Origin of the sequence: Janthinobacterium lyxosi (assembly GCF_051380665.1) — a bacterium.
Classification (GTDB): Bacteria; Pseudomonadota; Gammaproteobacteria; order Burkholderiales; family Burkholderiaceae_D; genus Janthinobacterium.
In genome coordinates this window covers 13499-32591 of record NZ_JBNYXM010000024.1, presented here as the reverse complement: position 1 = coordinate 32591, position 19093 = coordinate 13499, and the positions used below count along the sequence as shown (strand labels likewise).

General features: G+C 63.1%; 15 protein-coding genes, 1 tRNA gene and 1 pseudogene. 8 read left to right on the top strand and 9 right to left on the bottom strand.

The features are described 5' to 3' along the window. The first annotated feature begins 280 nt into the window (after positions 1–280). From ACQ4WP_RS21800 to ACQ4WP_RS21780, 5 genes are all read left to right on the top strand, one after another. The gene (locus ACQ4WP_RS21800; RefSeq protein WP_436524305.1) at positions 281–1096 is read left to right on the top strand and encodes an NF038120 family PEP-CTERM protein; all 816 of its coding nucleotides are present in this window, start codon (positions 281–283) and stop codon (positions 1094–1096) included. Between the two features lies 1 nt (position 1097). Continuing rightward, a complete protein-coding gene (locus ACQ4WP_RS21795) occupies positions 1098–4259 on the top strand; it encodes a S8 family serine peptidase (protein ID WP_436524303.1) in 3162 nt (1053 codons plus the stop codon). Positions 4260–4377: 118 nt separating this feature from the next. Further along, positions 4378–5031 (top strand): AIM24 family protein, encoded by a 654-nt coding sequence (locus ACQ4WP_RS21790; protein WP_101483725.1) that lies wholly within the window; start codon positions 4378–4380, stop codon positions 5029–5031. 17 nt (positions 5032–5048) lie between these two features. Beyond that, positions 5049–5690, top strand: coding sequence for an AIM24 family protein (locus tag ACQ4WP_RS21785; RefSeq protein WP_436524300.1), 642 nt, complete (start codon positions 5049–5051; stop codon positions 5688–5690). Between the two features lie 3 nt (positions 5691–5693). Then, positions 5694–6431, top strand: a complete 738-nt coding sequence (locus tag ACQ4WP_RS21780; protein WP_436524298.1) for an AIM24 family protein — start codon at positions 5694–5696, stop codon at positions 6429–6431. A 16-nt stretch (positions 6432–6447) separates the two neighbouring features. Here the strand turns inward: ACQ4WP_RS21780 and ACQ4WP_RS21775 are convergent, their stop codons facing one another. After that, the gene (locus ACQ4WP_RS21775) at positions 6448–7254 is read right to left on the bottom strand and encodes an enoyl-CoA hydratase (protein WP_436524296.1); all 807 of its coding nucleotides are present in this window, start codon (positions 7252–7254) and stop codon (positions 6448–6450) included. Between the two features lie 42 nt (positions 7255–7296). Further along, the gene (locus ACQ4WP_RS21770; RefSeq protein WP_436524294.1) at positions 7297–7926 is read right to left on the bottom strand and encodes a GIN domain-containing protein; all 630 of its coding nucleotides are present in this window, start codon (positions 7924–7926) and stop codon (positions 7297–7299) included. 174 nt (positions 7927–8100) lie between these two features. Here ACQ4WP_RS21770 and ACQ4WP_RS21765 point away from each other — a divergent pair, with 174 nt between their 5' ends. Continuing rightward, the gene (locus ACQ4WP_RS21765; protein ID WP_436524292.1) at positions 8101–8658 is read left to right on the top strand and encodes a flavin reductase family protein; all 558 of its coding nucleotides are present in this window, start codon (positions 8101–8103) and stop codon (positions 8656–8658) included. Here the strand turns inward: ACQ4WP_RS21765 and gdhA are convergent. From gdhA to ACQ4WP_RS21745, 4 genes are all read right to left on the bottom strand, one after another. Further along, the gene (gdhA, locus tag ACQ4WP_RS21760; protein ID WP_436524290.1) at positions 8655–9998 is read right to left on the bottom strand and encodes an NADP-specific glutamate dehydrogenase; all 1344 of its coding nucleotides are present in this window, start codon (positions 9996–9998) and stop codon (positions 8655–8657) included. The two genes, ACQ4WP_RS21765 and gdhA, sit on opposite strands and share 4 nt — an antisense overlap. A 230-nt stretch (positions 9999–10228) precedes the next feature. Further along, the gene (locus ACQ4WP_RS21755; protein WP_436524288.1) at positions 10229–11467 is read right to left on the bottom strand and encodes a DUF819 family protein; all 1239 of its coding nucleotides are present in this window, start codon (positions 11465–11467) and stop codon (positions 10229–10231) included. 183 nt (positions 11468–11650) lie between these two features. Next, positions 11651–13012, bottom strand: a complete 1362-nt coding sequence (trhP, locus tag ACQ4WP_RS21750) for a prephenate-dependent tRNA uridine(34) hydroxylase TrhP (RefSeq protein ID WP_436524286.1) — start codon at positions 13010–13012, stop codon at positions 11651–11653. A 97-nt stretch (positions 13013–13109) separates the two neighbouring features. After that, positions 13110–13748 carry a TetR/AcrR family transcriptional regulator gene (locus tag ACQ4WP_RS21745; protein ID WP_436524284.1) on the bottom strand — a complete coding sequence of 213 codons (639 nt, stop codon included), beginning with the start codon at positions 13746–13748 and terminating at the stop codon, positions 13110–13112. Between the two features lie 105 nt (positions 13749–13853). Here ACQ4WP_RS21745 and ACQ4WP_RS21740 point away from each other — a divergent pair, with 105 nt between their 5' ends. After that, positions 13854–15077, top strand: coding sequence for a TCR/Tet family MFS transporter (locus ACQ4WP_RS21740; protein WP_436524282.1), 1224 nt, complete (start codon positions 13854–13856; stop codon positions 15075–15077). On the opposite strand, the pseudogene ACQ4WP_RS21735 reads toward ACQ4WP_RS21740, so the two are convergent. The 3 genes and pseudogenes from ACQ4WP_RS21735 to ACQ4WP_RS21725 all read right to left on the bottom strand — a co-directional run. Continuing rightward, positions 15041–17392, bottom strand: a pseudogene (locus tag ACQ4WP_RS21735) (acyl-CoA dehydrogenase); the annotation flags it as partial. The gene ACQ4WP_RS21740 and the pseudogene ACQ4WP_RS21735 overlap by 37 nt on opposite strands. 116 nt (positions 17393–17508) lie before the next feature. Then, positions 17509–17832, bottom strand: coding sequence for a collagen-like triple helix repeat-containing protein (locus tag ACQ4WP_RS21730; RefSeq protein ID WP_436524280.1), 324 nt, complete (start codon positions 17830–17832; stop codon positions 17509–17511). 288 nt (positions 17833–18120) lie between these two features. Beyond that, positions 18121–18196, bottom strand: a tRNA-Phe gene (locus ACQ4WP_RS21725). A gap of 119 nt (positions 18197–18315) precedes the next feature. Between ACQ4WP_RS21725 and ACQ4WP_RS21720 the strand changes: the two genes are divergently transcribed. Beyond that, positions 18316–19086, top strand: a complete 771-nt coding sequence (locus ACQ4WP_RS21720; RefSeq protein WP_436524278.1) for a hypothetical protein — start codon at positions 18316–18318, stop codon at positions 19084–19086. The last annotated feature ends 7 nt before the right edge of the window (positions 19087–19093 follow it).

Here is a 19093-nt window from a genome sequence, read left to right as displayed (position 1 = left end):
AGGCGCGGTTTTCGAGCTTATCTGAAGTCGGGTCGGCACGCTGGCGCCCGCGCCAGCAGTGTGATGAATTGTTGTTCAAATGTAACGTTGAGATTCCTTAAACTTTCATAGATAAAACAAAACAAAGTTTCGCAAAGTTAGATAAAAAATAAATAAATGACATTAAAGATATGATATTTGTTTTATGTAATTTGCTATATTTATTGACACTTTTGTGAAAAAGCTGAAAGCGGGCGTCAGACCTGCCGACCTATCTATCCACAACAATCAAGGGAATAGAATGAATCGTTTATCACATGCGCGGGTATCGCCCGCCACCGTCAATCCGCCCGCTACCCGCGGTCGCTCCACCGTCTTTGCCGCATTCGCCACCGTGTCCGTGCTGGCCTCGGCGCCGGCCATGGCCGGTGTCCTGAGCTTCGATAACTTGCGCCCCGACGTGTATGCAAGCGGCCAGACGCTCAATACGTCGAGCTACAACCTGCTGTTCCTGGCCGACCCGACCACGGCGGCCGGCGGCGGCGTCAGCGGCGTGGGCGCGATCCTCGATGGCCGCGCGGGTTCGTCGTGCGATATCGCTGCCTGCCCGCAGGGCGCCACCGGCAACTACCTGGCCATCCTCAACGATGGCGGCGTGAATTTCGCGCGTGCCGACCACCAGGCATTCACCCTGGCCGGTTTCGACTATTCCTTCATCGCGCCCGTGTCGGGCTTGCCCAACATGAATTGGGGCCAGCTGCAGCTGAGCGGCACCCTCAGCAACGGCCAGGTGATCAGCACCTCGCTGGCGTTTCCCGGCCAGGGCAGCGATGGCAATTACCATTTCCAGAGCGCTTCCCTGCTGAGCGGCTTCAGCAACTACGCCTTCACGGGCCTGACCTTCAACGCCTGCATTTTCAATGACACTGGCGTGTGCAGCAATTCCCTCGATTTCCCCGCCTTTAACCAGGGCCAGTTTGCGCTCGACAATATCAATATCAGCGCCGTGCCGGAACCGTCCACCTACATGCTGATGCTGGCCGGCCTGGGCGCCATCGGCATGCTGTCGCGCCGCCGCACGGGCAAGTTCGCGATGTCCACCGTGCAAGGAGCGTGAGATGAAACTACGTCCCGTTTCGCTCGGTATCCTCCTGCTGGCCGCCAGCCTGGCGCAAGCGGCGCAGGCGCAGGAACGCCGTTCCTACATCGTGCAGCTGGTCGACAAGCCGGCCGCCACCTACACGGGCCAGGTCGACGGCCTGGCCGCCACCAAGCCGGCACCGGGGGGGCGCATCAATGTGGGCGCCGCCGATGTGCAGGCCTACCTGAGCTACCTTGGCACCAAACAGGCTGCCGTGGCCGGCACCGTCAGCGCGGCTGAAATCACGCACCAGTACAGCGTCGTCTTCAACGGCTTTTCCGCCTTGCTGACGGACGATGAAGTGCGGGCCCTGAAGAAGAACAGCGGCGTGGCCAGCATCAGCGCCGATTCCGTCCTGCAACTTGACACCAGCTACACGCCCAGCTTCCTGGGCCTGGACAAACCGGGCGGCATCTGGGAGCAGCTGGGCGGCAAGGCGCACGCGGGCGAAGACATCATCATCGGCATCGTCGACAGCGGCATCTGGCCGGAGAACACGGCCTTTGCCGACCGCCTCGACGAGAACGGCGTGCCCAGCCACAGCGGCAGCAACGTCGTGTACGGCGCGCCACCGGCCAGCTGGCAGGGCACGTGCCAGACAGGCGAAGGATTTTCCGCCGAGAATTGCAACAACAAGCTGATCGGCGCGCGCTACTACCGCGCCGCCACGTCGGCGCTGCACTGGACGGAATTCTTGTCGCCGCGCGATTCCGTCGCCGGCCTGACGGGGCACGGCGGCCATGGCACGCACACGGCGTCCACGGCCGGCGGCAACAATGGCGCCCTGGCCACCTCGAACGGCGTATCGCTGGGCAAGGCCTCGGGCATGGCGCCGCGCGCCCGCATCTCCGCCTATAAAGTCTGCTGGACGGCCGCTTCGACGGGCCGCAACGGCTGCGCCACGGCCGACAGCGTGGCCGCCATCGACCAGGCGGTCAAGGATGGCGTCAACGTCATCAACTTCTCCATCGGCCCGAACGCGGGCGGCGGCGCCTTCGACGAACCGACGGAAGTCGCCTTCCTCGGCGCGGCGGCAGCGGGCGTGTTTGTCGCCACGTCCGGCGGCAATTCCGGCCCGGCCACGCCCGCACCCGACGTGCCGGCGCCCGTGTCGCACATCAGCCCATGGCTGGCGACGGTGGCCAATTCCACCCACAACCGCCTGTACGCGGCCAATGTCACTCTCAGCAATGGCACGAAGCTGGAGGGCGCATCGAGCAATGCGAAAACGCCGGCGCTGCCGTTGATCCGGTCCCGTGATGCGGGCCTGGCCGGCGTGTTGCCGACGGACGTCAACCTGCTGCGCTGCTTCGGCGTGGCCGATGCCACTTCGGCGTATCTGGACCCGGCGAAAGTGGCGGGCAAGATACTCGTGTGCGACCGTGGCGGCAATGTGCTGGTCAACAAGAGCGCGAATGCCAGGACGGCGGGCGCGGCGGGCGTGATCATCGCCAACGTGGCCGGCGGCGCCAACACCATCATCAACCAGGCGCACGCGCTGTCGACCGTGCACCTGGCGCAGGTGCAGGGCGACGCGCTGAAGGCCTTCATGGCGGCGACGCCCGATGGCACGGCGGCGCTCGGCGAAGTGCATACGATCGCCGACACCACGGTGAAGGCGCCGATTGTCAGCGACCGTTCCTCGCGCGGGCCGAACGTGGCCAATGCGAACATCCTCAAGCCCGACCTGTCGGCGCCCGGCACCAACGTGCTGGCCGGCGTGACGGCCGACCTGACGCAGGCGCAGCGCGATGCCGTGGCGGCCGGTGGCGTGGCGCCGTCGGCCGAATGGGATTTCTATTCCGGCACCTCGATGGCCAGCCCGCACGTGGCCGGCGTGGCGGCGCTGCTCAAGCAGCAGCATCCGGACTGGTCGCCTGCGGCCATCAAGTCGGCGCTGATGACGACGGCCTTCAGCACCTATTCGGATGGCTTGAACGGTTCCGTGTCGTGGGATGCCACGGCGAAGAACTCGGGCCAGCTGCCGTGGGGCCAGGGCGCCGGTCACATCGCGCCGAACAGCGCGGCCGATCCCGGCCTCGTGTACGACATGTCGGAAATCGACTATGCGCGCTTCCTGTGCGGCCTGAACCTGAAGGTCTACAACGCCGCCACCTGCCAGGCCATCGGCAGCATCGCCGCCTACAACCTGAATCTGGCGTCGCTGACGGCGGCCAACGTGCTGGGCACGCAAACCTTGACGCGCACGGTGACTAACGTGGGCGCCGGCAGCGCCGTCTACAACGTCTCGGCCAGCCTGCCCGGCTACACGGTGGCGGTGACGCCTACGAGCCTGAGCCTGGCGCCGGGCGCCAAGGGCCAGTACCAGGTCAAGCTGACGCGCACCACGGCGCCAGCCAATACCTGGACTTACGGCGCCCTGAGCTGGACGGATGGCACGCACACGGTGCGCAGCCCGCTGACGGCGCGCGGCACCTCACTGGCTGCCATTCCACTGGTCAGCAGCGAAGCGGCCACGGGCAGCAAGGTGCTGACCCTGGGCACGGGCTTCACGGGTGCGCTGGTGGGCGTCAAGTCGGGCCTGGTGGAAGCCGCGCGTGAAGCGCGCACGGTAGGCCAGGCCAACACCAGCACAGCTTCGGCCAGCTGCAAGGCCGGTGGCGCCACGGGTGTGAACGTGCACAACGTGGTGGTCCCTGCCGGCACCCTGGCGGCGCGTTTTGCCACCTACGACGCGGAAACGACGGGCGGCGCAAATACCGACATGGACATGGAGGTCTACAACGCCGCCAATGTGCTGGTCGGCAGCAGCGGCAATGAAAGTTCCAATGAACAAGTGGAACTGCGTCTGCCCGCCGCCGGCACGTACAAGGTGTGCGTGATCGGTTTCGCGCCGCAAAACGGCCAGGCCGACTACACGCTGTCGTCATGGGTGCTGGCACCGGGCTTGAACAATGGCAGCTTCAAGGCGCTGATGCCGGGCACGGCCTACACGGGCGGCACCGCATCTGTCTCGCTGAGCTGGTCCAACCTGGCCGAAGGCAAGCGCCACCTGGGCGCCGTCGGCTACCAGGTGGCTGGCGTGTTGCAGGGCGTCACGGTGGTCGAGGTCAATACCAATGACCCCGTGCCGCTGTTGCAGAACGCGCGCGGCGCCAGGCCGGTGCTGGCTGAATAAACCGTTCCCTGTGTGAACGCAAGGCGTGCCTCCGGGCACGCCTTTTTTTCGTTCACCCCCGTTCGGGAGGAATAGCACTTGCATGGCGGTAGCGCCCCCGGTATCTTGTCGGATAGCCATGGCTTTGTGCCCTGGCATTCTTGGGGAGTCGCGCGTGACCAGTTTCCGCACCAATACCGACCGCCTGCTGGAAGTGCGCCTGCAGGATGAAAAAGTGCTGGCGATTGCCGGTGCCATGGTCGCCTATACGGGCAGCATCAAATTTGAAAAATCCTTGCTCGGTGGCGAGGGCATCTTCGGCGCGCTCAAGCGCAAGGTGACGAACGAAGGCATGCAGGTGATGCAGGCCGCCGGCACGGGCACCGTGTTTTTTGCGCAGAATGCGGCCGAGATCACCGTCATGGCGCTGGCCGGCGAAAAGCTGACCATCGAAAGCAGCAGCCTGCTGGCCTACGACACCAGCCTGAAGACGGGCACCAGCTTTGCCGGCTTGCGCGGCGCCAGCTCGGGCCAGGGCCTGTTTTCCACCACCGTCGAAGGCCACGGCAACCTGGCCGTCATTTCGCGCGGCAACCTGATCATGCTGGAAGTGACGCCGGCGCACCCGTTGCGCGTGGACCCGGACGCCTTCGTCGGCTTCAAGGGAGATATCCGCCAGGAATTCGTCTTTGACGTCAACTGGCGCACCATGATCGGCCAGAGCTCGGGCGAATCGTACCAGCACAAATTCACAGGCCAGGGCGTGGTGTTCATCCAGCCCGCCGAACGTTAAGTTAGCGAGGACCCGCGATGCCTGTCTATCAGCAGATCAATGAAAAGATGCTTGAGGTTAAACTCGGCAATGAAGAAGTGTTCGCGCGCAAGGGCGCCATGGTGTCGTACCAGGGCGACGTGGCGTTCAGCCGCTCCTTCCTGGCGGGCCAGGGCGTGCAAAGCCTGGCCATGCGCGCCGTCACGAGCGAAGGCTACGCCATGATGTCGGCGCGTGGCACGGGCAGCGTGTTTTACGCGCAGGGTGGCCTGTTCGTCACCATCGTCCCCGTGCGCGGTGAAACATTCTATGTGGAAAGCGATTCCCTGCTGGCCTTCGATGCGCGCCTGACGGCCGGCACCATGTTCCTGGGCAACCAGGGTGGCGTGCAGGGCGTGGTGCGCGGCATGGCCTCGGGCCAAGGCTTGTTTACCACCACCTTGCAAGGCACGGGCGACGTGGCGATTTTGTCGGATGGCAATGCCATCGGCTTGCCCGTCACGCCGGACGTGCCCGTGTTTGTCGACCCGCAAGCGTATATCGGCCACACGGGGCAGCTGAGCTCGACCATCGTCACGGACTTGAACTGGAAAACCTTTGTCGGCCAGGCCTCGGGCGAGTCCTACCAGGTGAAGTTTACGGGCCAGGGCACGGTCTACATCCAAGCGAGCGAAAGGTAAGCCATGACGATTTACAACCCCGATACCTTGCCGAAGAACGATAACCTGAACCGTTTTTCGTATGTCATCGACGTCAAGGAACAGATCTTCATTCGCAAGGGCAAGATGATCGCCTTCTATGGCGAACTGCGCTTCGAATCCATGGGCAGCAGCGTGCTCGATTTGATCGTGCGCAATGCCTTCAATGCACCGAAATACATCCACCACTTTGTCGTGGCGCAAGGCCAGGGGCAATTGATTTTGGGCGATAACGGCAACGACCTGGCGTGCTACGACCTGGACAATGCCAACATGACCATCCGCGCGAAAAACCTGCTGGGGTTTACCAAGGATGTGATTTGCCAGGAATCGACCTTGCCCGGCTATCTGACCATGATAGGCACCGGTAAAGTCATCGCCTCGTCGAACGGCCCCGTGCACTTCCTGGAATTGCCGTGCCGCGTCGACGAACAGGCCGTGCTGGGCTGGGCCGATTGCCCCAGCCCTTCCTACCACTACGATTATGCCCACGTGCAGGGCTGGGCCTCGGCCGCCGGCGCGCTCACCGGTTTCAGTTTATCGGGCGAGGAAAAGCAGATCGATTTCACGGGCGCCGGCACGGTGCTGGTGCAATCGTCCGAGCTGGACGTGACGGGCAGTTCCGCCCTGATGCAGCTGCTGGCGCAATTGCCACTGCTGGGCAAGGAAGACCTGGGTACCTTGAGTCTTTCCGTGCAGCAGCAGATGAAGCAAGAGCGTTAAGTTACGTTAAATTAAGTTACGGCCGCGCCCAGCTGGGCGGCCGTTTCTCTAAAAAGGCGCTCACGCCTTCATCCGCATCCTCTTCCATCATGTTGCGCGCCATCACGTCGCCCGCATACGCATACGCGTCGTCCAGCGGCAGCTGGCGCTGCCGGTAGAACATGGCCTTGCCGTAGCGGATGGCTGTCGGGCTTTTCGCCATGATCTGTTGCGCCAGGCGCGCCACGGCCTCGTCGAGCGCCGTGTCGGCCACCGTTTCGTTGATCAAGCCCCAGTCGGCGGCCGTGTCGGCGTCGATGAAGCGGCCCGTCACCAGCATGTCGAAGGCCCGCTTGGGCGAGACGTTGCGCGACAGGGCCACCGATGGCGTGGCGCAGAACAGGCCCACGTTGATGCCGGACACGGCAAAGCGCGCGGAGGCGCCCGCCACGGCCAGGTCGCAGCTGGCCACCAGCTGGCAGCCGGCCGCCGTGGCGATGCCATGCACGCGGGCAATCACGGGCACGGGCAAGGCCTGGATGGCTTGCATCACGCGCGAGCATTGCGCGAACAGGGTTTGATAATAATCAAGCTGGCGCGTGGCTTGCATCTGGCGCAAATCGTGGCCCGCGCAAAAGGCCTTGCCTTCGGCGGCCAGCACCACGCAGCGCACGTGCGGCTGCTGCGCGATGACATCGAACGCTTCCTGCAGCGCCGCCAGCATGGCTACCGACAGGGCATTGAATTGCAGCGGGCGGTTCAGGCGCAGGGTAACGAGGCCAGCCTCATTCTCGCGCAGCACCAGCGGTGCGTGGGTATCTTGGGTATCGGGTGTTGCGGTCATGCGGTCTCCAGTGGCCTGATGGCCTTGTTGTTTTAGGAAATCTTATTTGGCGGCATTCACGCTGCCGATGCCGGCGACCGACTTGTGCACGATCTTCGGCTTGCCGTAATAGGTCAGTTCGCCCATGCCGCGCACCACGGCGTTCAGTTCGCCCGAGGAATACACCTTGACGTAACCGATGCCTTCGAAATTGACGTCGACGTTTTTCGCCAGCAAGGCTTTCGTATCGACTTCACCCACGCCTTGCGCCTTCAGGCGCAGCCAGTCGACTTGGCCATCGGCGGCCAGGCGGCCCGCGCCCTTGTAGCTGATGTCGACTCGTGGACCATTGAGCTTGGTCAAGATCTTCTCGCCCGCGCCTTCAGCGATCAGCTTGCGCAAGGTGGGCATGGTGATGATGACCCGCGGGTCGCCCTCCGTTTTCTTGATATCTTTATCCTTCATGGAAATTTTCAGCTCGCCATCGACCACTTCCGTGATCACGCCGCTGAGGAATTTCTGGTCGCCGCGCAGCAGCAGGCTTTGCTCCTTGCCCGATTCGACTTCGATGCTGATGGGGCCGCGGATGTCGATGGCGTTGAAGGCGCCGACCGTGCGGGTTTGCTCGTCGGCATGCGCGAGGGTAGCGAGGCAAGCCAGGGACAGGGCGGACAACAGGAACAGAGGGCGCATGGCGGTTTCCTTGAGTAGTTGATCAGTGTATTCTATTGTGCAACATCTCCATTGGGGAGAAATTTGCGACGAACTGCACAAATCGCGGCGCAGATGATGACCGCCAGCGGCCAGCCGCGCGCCCGGCAAGGCGCCGTTGGTCTATGCTATGGCGTACCGCGTCCAGGAGACCAGATGAAAAATTACCACAAAGAAGATTATCCCGTCGCCGACATCCGCCGTTTCCTCGAACCGGGGCCGGTGGTGCTGGTCAGTTCAACCTGGCAGGGAGAAAGCGACGTCATGACCATGGCCTGGCACATGTTGATGGAATTTACGCCATCCTTGCTGGGTTGCTTCATTTCCGACGCGAACCACAGCTATGAAATGATCAAGCGCAGCATGGAGTGCGTGATCAACCTGCCCACGGCCGACATGGTCGACCAGGTGGTCGCCATCGGCAATTGCAGCGGCGAAGACACGGACAAGTTCACGGCTTTTGGTCTGACGGCGCAGCCGGCCGAACAGGTGGGCGCGCCCCTGATCGCCGAGTGCTACGCCAACTTCGAATGCAAGCTGGCCCAGGTGGCGGGCAATCCGAAGGGCGGCTTCTTCATTTTCGAATGCGTGAAGGCCCATGTGGCCACCTCGCCCAAGCTGCCCGAAACCTTGCACTACCGCGGCAACGGCGAATTCATGGTGTCGGGCCGCACCATCAGCCGCAAGAGCCTGATGAAGCCTCAAATGCTTTAAATGACGCCCTGTGCCAGCATGGCATCGGCCACTTTCACGAAACCGGCGATATTCGCGCCATCCACATAGCTGACGGTGCCATCGACGCGCGTGCCGTATTGCTTGCATGCGGCGTGGATGCCTTGCATGATCTGCAGCAAACGCGTATCGACTTCTTCGCGCGGCCAGGCCATGCGGGCCGCGTTCTGGCTCATTTCCAGGCCTGACGTGGCCACGCCGCCTGCATTGCTGGCCTTGCCCGGCGCGTACAGCACGCCGGCCGCCTCGAACGCTTTGGCCGCCTCGATGGTGGTGGGCATGTTGGCGCCTTCGGCCACGCACTGCACGCCATTGGCGATCAAGGTACGCGCGTCGTCGATGTTCAATTCATTTTGCGTGGCGCAAGGCAGGGCGATGTCGACCGGCACATGCCATGGCGACACGCCCGCCTCGAAGCGCACGCCCGTGCGTTCTGCATAGTCGCTGACGCGGCCATACAGATGGTTCTTGATCTCCATCAGGATGGCCAGTTTTTCCGGCGTGAAACCGTCTTCATCGATGATGGTGCCGCTCGAATCCGAAACGGTGATGACTTTCGCGCCCATGGCCATGGCTTTTTCCACCGCGTACTGCGCCACGTTGCCCGAACCGGAAACGGACACGCGCATGCCTTCGAACGAGCGGCCCCGCGTTTTCAGCATTTCCTCGGCAAAATACACGGTGCCGTAGCCCGTCGCTTCCGGACGCATCAGCGAGCCGCCAAAGCTGGCGCCCTTGCCTGTGAACACGCAGTCGGCACGGTTGCTGAGTTTTTTCATCATGCCGGCCATGTAGCCCACTTCACGCCCGCCCACGCCGATGTCGCCGGCCGGCACGTCCGTGTCCGAGCCCACATGACGGAACAGTTCGCTGACGAAGGCCTGGCAGAAGCGCATCACTTCGCCCGGGCTCTTGCCCTTCGGATCGAAATCGGCGCCGCCCTTGCCGCCACCCATCGGCAAGGTCGTCAGGGCATTCTTGAAGGTTTGCTCAAAGGCGAGGAATTTCAGCACGGACAGCGTGACGGACGGGTGGAAGCGGATGCCGCCCTTGTATGGCCCGATGGCCATGCTGTGCTGGATGCGGTAGCCGCGATTGACTTGTACTTGCCCATGGTCATCGACCCACGACACGCGGAACATCACCACGCGCTCCGGCTCGATCAAGCGTTCCAGCAAGCCTTGTTCCGCGTATTTCGGGTGCTGTTCCAGGAACGGCCACAAGCTCTCCATGACTTCGGTGACGGCTTGCAGAAACTCGGGTTGACCTGGATTGCGTGCGGCGACATGCTGGACATACTCGTGAGCAGATGCGTATTTCATCAGAATTCCATGGGGGTAATCGGTTATTTGGGCAACTATCATCGCAGATTTCGCACAAAAATGGTGCGGAAATTTTGTTTTGAGGGGTTTCTGCTACATTGTGGGGATTTTTTTGAGGACTCTGTGGTCGATGCGAGGGGAACTGGCCTGGCCGGAAAAACAGGCCGGTGACAAGCCTACAAACGACAACGCCAGCCCGCAGGCTGGCGTCGTTGTCATTGCCGGGTGAATCACCCCGCCATGCTGCGCAAGATCAATCCCGTGATGTAGGCGCCATAGGTGCCCAGCGCATAGCCGAGCACGGCCAGCAGCACACCTACGGGCGCCAGGGCCGGGTGGAAGGCGCTGGCGATGACGGGGGCCGAGGCGGCGCCGCCGATGTTGGCTTGCGATCCCACGGCCATGAAGAACAGAGGTGCGCGGATCAGCTTGGCGACGAGCAGCATCAGGCCGCCATGCACGGCGATCCAGATCAGGCCTAGCAGGAACAGGAAAGGCTTGTCGAACAGGGCTTTCAAGTCCATGTGCATGCCGATGGTGGCCACCAGTACGTACAGCATGGCTGAACCGATGGTCGAAGCGCCCGCGCCTTCCAGGCTGCGCGCGCGGGTAAAGCTCAGTAGCAAGCCGAAGGTGGTGGCGAGGACGACGATCCAGAAGAAGTTCGATGTCAGGCTGTAATCCTGCAGGCGCCACTCGGCCGGCAGGGTGTTGATCCAGCTGATGATGGGGCCGGCCAGGAAGTGCGACAGGCCCGTCACGCCCAGGCCCACGCCGAGGATGATCATGATGTCGGTCAGGGTGGCGATGCGCGCGTGCTGGGCACGGTAGCTTTCGATGCTGTCCTTGAGCGCATTGATGGCAGATAAATCCGCACCGGTCCAGCGGTCGAAGGCGCCCGCGCGGCCGGCCAGGAACAGCAGCACGGCCGTCCAGACGTTGGCCACCAGCACGTCGACGGCGACGAATTGGCCGAACAGCGTGGCGTCCACTTCAAACACTTCTTTCATGGCCGCCTGGTTGGCGCCGCCGCCTATCCACGAGCCGGCCACGGTAGTCATGCCGCGCCAGGTGTCGCCCGCCACTGTTTCCGGGTGGATCAGACGCAAGGCTTCGAACGAGACGAGGGCGCCCAGCATCACGCCCAGAGTGCCGGTGAGAAACATGATGATGGCCTTGGGGCCCAGGCGGATGATGCCGCCGAAATCGATGGCCACGCACAGCAGGACCAGCGCGCTGGGCAGCAGATAGTCGCGTGCCACGGCATACAGGCCGGAGGTGTTGCCGTCGATGATGCCGAAGGTGTTGAGCAGCGCCGGGATCAGGTAGCACATCAGCAGCGAAGGGATATAGCTATAAAACTTTTTCCAGAAGCCGTCCGGGCGGGAGGCGGTCCAGAAGACGGCCCCCAGGGTCATGGCGAGCAGGCCGAGGACGACGGCGTCATTGGTGATCAGGGCAGGTGGCATCGGGGATTCCGGTGAACGTGTCAGGAACGCCCGGAATGCCGATAAGGCCCCCGGGCGCAGGGTGGCCGTATCGTATAGCAATGTTGAGGCTTAAACAAATTGTTTAAGCGATGCCTTGCGGATTTTTACTTGTCAAATCAAACACTTAGAAACTGCTCGCCACCCCGCTTACCAGACTGGCGGTTACAAATAGCGCGCCAGCAAGGCCTTGTCGAGGGCTCCGTCGAGTTCGATGCGCACGAAGTGGCCGCTGCCGGGCGCGACCTGGATCTCCTTGCCGTCATCGCTGAGCATGCGTGCTATGGTGAAATCGCGGTTGCCGCCCGGATGCAGGGCCTCGATGCGGTCGCCCACGGCGAAGCGGTTTTTCACTTCGACCCTGGCCCAGCCGTCTGTCACGCCCAGCACGTCGCCCACGTACTGGCTGCGGTCCGCCTCGGACGCGCCGCGCATGTAGTTCTGGTGTGTTTGCGTGTGGTGGCGCTGGTAAAAGCCGTCCGTGTAGCCACGGTTGGCCAGGCCTTGCAGCTGGCCCAGCAGGCCGATATCGAAAGGACGGCCCGCCACGGCGTCGTCGATGGCCTGGCGGTAGACCTGCGCCGTGCGCGCCGCGTAGTACAGCGACTTGGTGCGGCCTTCGACCTTCAGCGAATCGACGCCGATCTTCACCAGGCGCTCGATATGCTCGACGGCGCGCAAGTCCTTCGAGTTCATGATGTAGGTGCCGTGCTCGTCTTCGAGTATCGGCATCAGTTGGCCCGGGCGCTGCGCTTCTTCAATGAAATAGGGCTGGTCGGCCAGCGGGTGGCGCGGTTGCTGGTGCAGGGCGGAAAACGCGTTATTGTCAGCCTCGGCCAGCGCCTGGTGGAATTCCAGCGGCACCACCTGCATGCCGCCCAGGTCGCCGCTGGCGTCTTCGGTGGCATTTTTCACCTTGTAATCCCAGCGGCAGGAATTCGTGCAGGTGCCCTGGTTCGGGTCGCGATGGTTGAAATAGCCGGACAGCAGGCAGCGGCCCGAATAGGCGATGCACAGGGCGCCGTGGACGAACACTTCCAGTTCCATCTCCGGGCAGCGCTGGCGGATTTCCTCGATTTCGTCGAGCGACAGTTCGCGCGACAAAATCACGCGCGTCAAACCCATGCGGTGCCAGAACTTCACGTCGGCCCAGTTGACGGCATTCGCCTGCACCGACAGGTGCACGGGGATGTCGGGCCACTTGTCGCGCACCATCATGATCAGGCCCGGGTCGGCCATGATCAGGGCATCGGGACGCATGGCGATCACCGGTTCCATGTCGCGCACGTACGTCTTCAGCTTGGCGTTATGGGCGAAGATATTGCTGGCGACAAAGAATTGCTTGCCGCGCGCATGCGCGCCATCGATTCCTTCCTGCAAGGCTTGCAAGGTCGAAAAATCGTTATTGCGCACGCGCAAGCTGTAACGTGGCTGGCCCGCGTAGACGGCGTCGGCGCCATAGTCGAAGGCGGCATGCATCTTGGCCAGCGAGCCGGCAGGCAGGAGTAATTCGGGAGCGTGGCGCATGGGGGAGGGGCAAAGCCGGCGATCTTATGCTGGTTGGCACCGTATTGCATTGCCTTGGGTCAAGGAAACCCTGATTCCGGGTCGCTGCCAGGCAACGTCACGCGTAAGGCGTACCCGCCATGGCGGCGTTCAAGCCTGCGTGACCCTGGTCCACCAGGGCGAGAAAGCCGGCCTTGGCCTGCCGCGCGTCGCCATGCCGCGCGAAGGCGCGATGCGCTTCGATGAGGGCGGTGCTCCAGGTGGCCAACAGCAGGCTGGCCGCCAGTTGGGCCAGGGGATCGTGCGTGTCGCGCCCGGTGCACTCGGTCAGCGCTTGCGCCACCACATGCGCCAGTTCGTCGCGGATCGCCCGCGCCCGCGCTTTCAAGGTGTCGCTGGCCTCGATGGTGGCAATGAAACCCTGGCCGGCGGCGGAAAACGTGATGTAGGGACTGTCCTCGGCCACCAGGCGGTGCGCCAGCAGGCGCAGGGTTTCGATGGGGGGCACCATGGGATCGCGCCGGCGCAGCGCTTCGCGCAGCAACTCGCGTCCCTCTTCCTCGCGGTCGAAGAACATGTCTTCCTTGCGCGGGAAGTGGTTGAACACCGTCATGCGTCCCACGCTGGCGGCCGCGGCGATCTCGTCCACCGTTACCTGCTCGAAGCCACGCACAAAGAACAGGCGCGTGGCGGCATTCGAGATGGCTTGTCGGGTGGCAAGGCGTTTGCGGGAGCGTAGGTCGGAAGGAATCGTCATGTTGCCACGATCATACACCAGGTGTACTGAGTACAGATAACGCTTGATGGCGCAGCAAGGCGTGGCGTATTATTTGTGTACTGAGTACATATTTGGATTGAGTATATGAAAGTATCCGTTCCGGCGACAGCGCTGCCTGTCATCTTCGCCACTGTCGTCCTCGATGCCATCGGCATCGGCCTGATTTTCCCCATCCTGCCGGCGCTGCTGCAAGATGTCACGCATGCGGCGAACGTGGCGTCGTATATCGGCATCATGACGGCCCTGTATGCGCTGATGCAATTCATCTTTGCGCCGGTGTTGGGAGCGCTGAGCGACCGTCTGGGCCGGCGTCCCGTGCTGCTGCTGTCGCTGGCGGGCGCCGCCGTCAATTACCTGTTCCTGGCCTTTGCGCCCAGCTTGTGGATGCTGCTGTTGGGGCGTGCCATCGCGGGCTTGACGAGTGCCAACGTCTCCGTGGCCACTGCTTACATCACCGACATTTCTCCCGAGGCGACGCGGGCGCGCCGTTTCGGCTTGCTCAACGCCATGTTCGGCGCAGGCTTCATCATCGGCCCCGTGCTGGGCGGCGCGCTGGGCGATTACGGCCTGCGCCTGCCGTTCATGGCGGCCGCCGTATTAAATACTGGCAACCTGCTGCTGGCGTTGTTCACGCTGCCCGAATCTCGCCCACCCATGCGCCCGCCCACGCGCGTGAAAATCGACCTGGCGGCATTGAATCCCCTGCGCTCGTTGCGCTGGGTCTGGTCGGAAAAGCGCTTGCTGCCGATCACCGTCATTTTCTTTACCTTCAGCGCCGCCGGTGAAGTGTATGGCGTGTGCTGGGCGCTGTGGGGCCACGATGCGTTCGAATGGAACGGCTTGTGGATCGGTCTGTCGCTGGGCGCCTTTGGCGTGTGCCAGGCGTTGGCCCAGGCCTTTTTGCCCGGGCCGGCCGTAAAACTGCTGGGCGAACGCGCCGCCATCCTGGCGGGCGTCGCCTGCGCCTGCCTGGCGCTGCTCGTCATGGCCTTCGCCACACGCAGCTGGATGATCTTCGCCATCATGCCCGTGTTTGCTTTGGGCGGCATCGGCGCGCCGGCCCTGCAGTCGTTGGCCACGCGGCAAGTTTCCGACGACCGGCAAGGCCAGTTCCAGGGCGTGCTGGCCTCGTCCGTGAGCCTGGCATCCGTGTTGTGCCCGCTGGTGTTTTCCAGCATTTATTTTGGCGTCAGGGCGCACTGGCCCGGCGCCATCTGGCTCTCCGCCATCGTCGTGTACGTGGCCTTGGTACCCCTCGTGCTGGGCTTGCCACTCGCATCAAACACGCCTGCGTCATCGCGTGGATAGGCAAGCTTGGCTTGTAGTGTGGCCGGGGAAAAATCGTCGACCTGTATCAAGCCGTCGACCAGGCGCGCATATTCCAGCAAGGTATTGTGCTCCTGGCAGCTGACGGTGCCTGCCGCCTTGGCTGCTGCCAGCCACTGCTGCATGGCGGACAGGCTTTGCGGCAGATGCCGGAGGGCCGCCCCTGCGGGCGTGTCTTTCAGACGTTTTTCGATCTGCAGGACCTCGGGCAGCAGGGTCAGCGCCCGCTCGGCGCAGGCCACGGGATCGCCACTGTCGCTGGCGACATGGCCGTCGGCCAGCAGGCGTTCGCGGTCGGCGCCCGGCGTTTGCAGGGCCAGCGCCACCGCGCTGCCCAGTTCGTCGGACGGTGGGCGATGAGGCAGGCCAAAGGGGAACAGCAAGGTGCGCAGCAGCACCGCCAGCGTGCGCGCGGGGAAGTTGTCGAGTACGCCCGTCAAGCCTTGCTGCGCCTTGAGCAGCGCATCTTGCAGCGACCAGTGCACATAAGGCTGGTCGGCCTCGGGCCGGCCATCGTCTTCGTAGCGCTTCAGCACCGACGAAGCCAGGTACAGCTGCGCCAGCACGTCGCCCAGCCGGGCGGACAGCCGTTCGCGGCGCTTGAGCTCGCCACCGAGCACGAACATCGACATATCGGTCATGACGGCAAAGGCCGTCGACAGCCGCGTCAGGGCGCGGTAATAGGGCGCCAGTGCGGGCGCGCTGGCGTCGGGTACGGCCGCCAGGCGCGCGCCGCCCAGTCCGTACCATAATCCCCTGGCCAGGTTGCCCAGCACAAAGCCCACGTGGCCAAAGAAGGCCGCATCGAAATCGCGCACGGCTTTGCGGCCGTCGCTTTCGCTGACGGCAGCCATTTCCCTGAGTACATACGGGTGCGCGCGGATGGCGCCCTGGCCGAAGATGATCAGGCTGCGCGTGAGGATGTTGGCCCCTTCGACCGTGATGGCGATGGGGATTTGCTGGTAGGCGCTGGCGAGGAAATTGTTGGGGCCGATGCAGATGCCCTTGCCGCCCAAAATATCCATGCCATCATTGACGAGCGCGCGTCCCCGCTCCGTGACGTGGTATTTGACGATGGCGGAAATGACGGCCGGCTTCTCGCCCAGGTCGACGGCGTGCGCGGCCAGGGTGCGGGCCGCGTCCATCAGGTACAGGTTGGCGCCCATGCGGGCCAGCGCTTCCTGCACGCCTTCGAACTTGCCAATAGGCATGTTGAACTGGCGCCGTACGGCTGCATACGCGCCGGTGCCGCGCACGGCCATCTTGCCCATGCCCACGCTGGACGAGGGCAGCGAAATGGCACGCCCGGCCGCCAGGCATTCCATCAGCATGCGCCAGCCTTTGCCCACTTGCGCCTGGCCGCCGATGACCCAGTCGATGGGGATGAACACATCATTGCCTGACGTCGGGCCATTCTGGAATGCGGCGTTCAAAGGGTGATGGCGGCGGCCGATCACCACGCCGTCGTGGCTGGCGGGGATCAGGGCGCAGGTGATGCCGGGCGCATCGTTGTCGGACAGCAAGTGTTCGGGATCGCTGGTCTGGAATGCCAGCCCCAGCAAGGTCGCCACGGGCGCCAGGGTGATGTAGCGCTTGTTCCAGGTGAGGCGGAAACCCAGCGAGGCGCGCCCCTCATGCTTGCCCATGCATACGACGCCAAGGTCGGGAATGGCAGCCGCGTCGGAACCCGCATACGGGCTGGTCAGCGCAAAGCAGGGAATTTCGGTGCCGGCGGCCAATCGCGGCAGGTAATAATCTTTTTGTTCTTCGGTGCCGTAGTGCAGCAGCAATTCGGCCGGCCCCAGCGAATTGGGCACCATCACGGTCACCGCCAGCGCCGAGCAGCGGCTCGACAATTTCATGACCACTTGCGAATGCATGTAGGCGGAGAACTGCTTGCCGCCGTATTGTTTCGGGATGATCATGCCGAGGAAACCTTGCGCCTTCATGTAGTCCCAGGCCTGGCGCGGCAAATCCTGCGCCTGCTGCGTTTCCCAGTCGTTGACCAGTTCGCACAGCCGCTCGACGTCGTGTTCAAGAAAATGGCGCTCTTCGGCAGTGAGCGAGGCTCGGCCATAAGCAAGCAACCTGGACCAGTCGGGCCGGCCGGAAAACAGCTCGGCATCCCACCAGGTGGTGCCCGCCTCAAGAGCGTCGCGTTCCGTCCCGGACATGGTTGGCAAGATGCGCTTGAACAGGGCCAGCAGGCGGGGAGCGAGCAGGGCACGGCGCAGGGGGCCGGGCGCGAACAGTGCAAGCAGGCCCAGCAGGGCCACCATCAGTATGATCGTCAGCATGCGATATCTCCCTGTGTAATAAGTACAGGGTAGGCCGATATGGCAGATGTTACTGTGCGGTACAGCGCATACGCACAACGCCAACCGGATGGGTTGGCGTTGTGGTGTGTGGCGTATTAGCGTTGTGGAACGACAATCACCGTGTCGCCGGTCTTGCCCTTGTCACCGTCCGCACCCTTGGCGCCATCGTTGCCTTGTGCACCAGTGGCGCCCTTGGCACCGTCATATCCGGCGGCACCGCTGTCGCCGGTCTGGCCCATGGCGCCAGTCGCACCGGTCGCGCCGGCAGGGGCTTCGGCGCCCGTGGCACCCGTAGCGCCGGCAGGCCCAGGCGCGCCGACTGGGCCAGGGACGACTTGCACGACTGGGGGGGCTTCGCGCTGGCAAGCGGTCAAGGCGAGGGTAGAGGCGAGCGCGAGCAATATCAGGGTAGTTTTCATGATGCATCCTTTGGCGGTGTGCCGTTATGTACGGAACGGCTCGACGGTGTCGGGCGCGAGTTTCGCATGGCGGTGTGGTGGGGAGAGCTAGCCAGGTGGCCGTTCCGCCGTGTCGCCCAGGGCGCTGGCGGCGGGATGGGTATATGGTCTGCCTGCAGCATGCGCTCTTGGACAGCCGCAGTCCGTACGTTTGCCCACACAGTGCGGCGGCGGAGGGGAGGTTTTGTACAAAGACAAACAAAAAAGCCAACCCGAAGGTTGGCTTTTTGATATTTTCTGCTGAATTCTTGGTGGCCCGGGGCGGAATCGAACCACCGACACAAGGATTTTCAATCCTCTGCTCTACCGACTGAGCTACCAGGCCAAGGCGGCGAATTATAGCAGAAAGACTTTCCACCTGACCAGAGCTAGCTGTGTTCAAATGCAACAGATGGCTAAAACATGGTGTTTTGGCATCCTTGTATGAACCGAAGGGATGTGGCGATGCAACGACGTTGTGGAGTGCAAGGCTTGGCGGTGGTGGGCTTGTTCAGTTTGTTTTGCGGTACGGCAAGGGCCGACGGGCTGGCCGATCTGAATGCAGCGCTGGCGCGCTTGCAGGGGCAGATGCCCATCAAGGCGCAGGTCGAATCGAAAACCTGGCGCCGCGAGGGTGAGGGCAAGGCGGCGGAAGAGGATAGCGGCCAAGCCACGGTGGTTGTCGAAGGCGGGCCGGCGGGCTTGCAAGTGCTCTACGGTAAGGACTTGCTGGCGAAAGTGGAAGCCGAGCAGCGTGCCAGGGTGAAAGATCCGAAGCTCAAGACGCCGATCGGCTTTGCGCTGGGGGAAATGAAGGCGACGGAGCTGCGCTCCATGGTGTCGGCGGCGGACGCCCTGTCGCGCGAAATCGAGGAAGCCGTGTTCAGCGGCGAAAAGGCCGATAGCTACAAGGGCAAGCCGGCGCGCCTGCTCAGCTTTACCTTGTCGCTCGACAAGGTGCCTGAGAAGGACCGCAAGTATGTGAAGAAGTTCGAAGGCGGCATCGAGGTATGGATCGCCGCGGACGGCACGCCGCTGGCCAGCCATTTCCACTTTGACGTGAGCGGGCGCGCCTTCGTCGTCGTCAGCTTTACGCAAAAGACGGACGAGACACGTCAGTATGGTGTCAGCGCTGACCATTTATTGTTATTGCGCAAGGAGAGCAGGAATACCACCTCGGGCGCGGGCGAGAAAGTGGACAGCAAGATCGTCAAGACCTTGCAGTTGCAGTCCTGACGCGTTG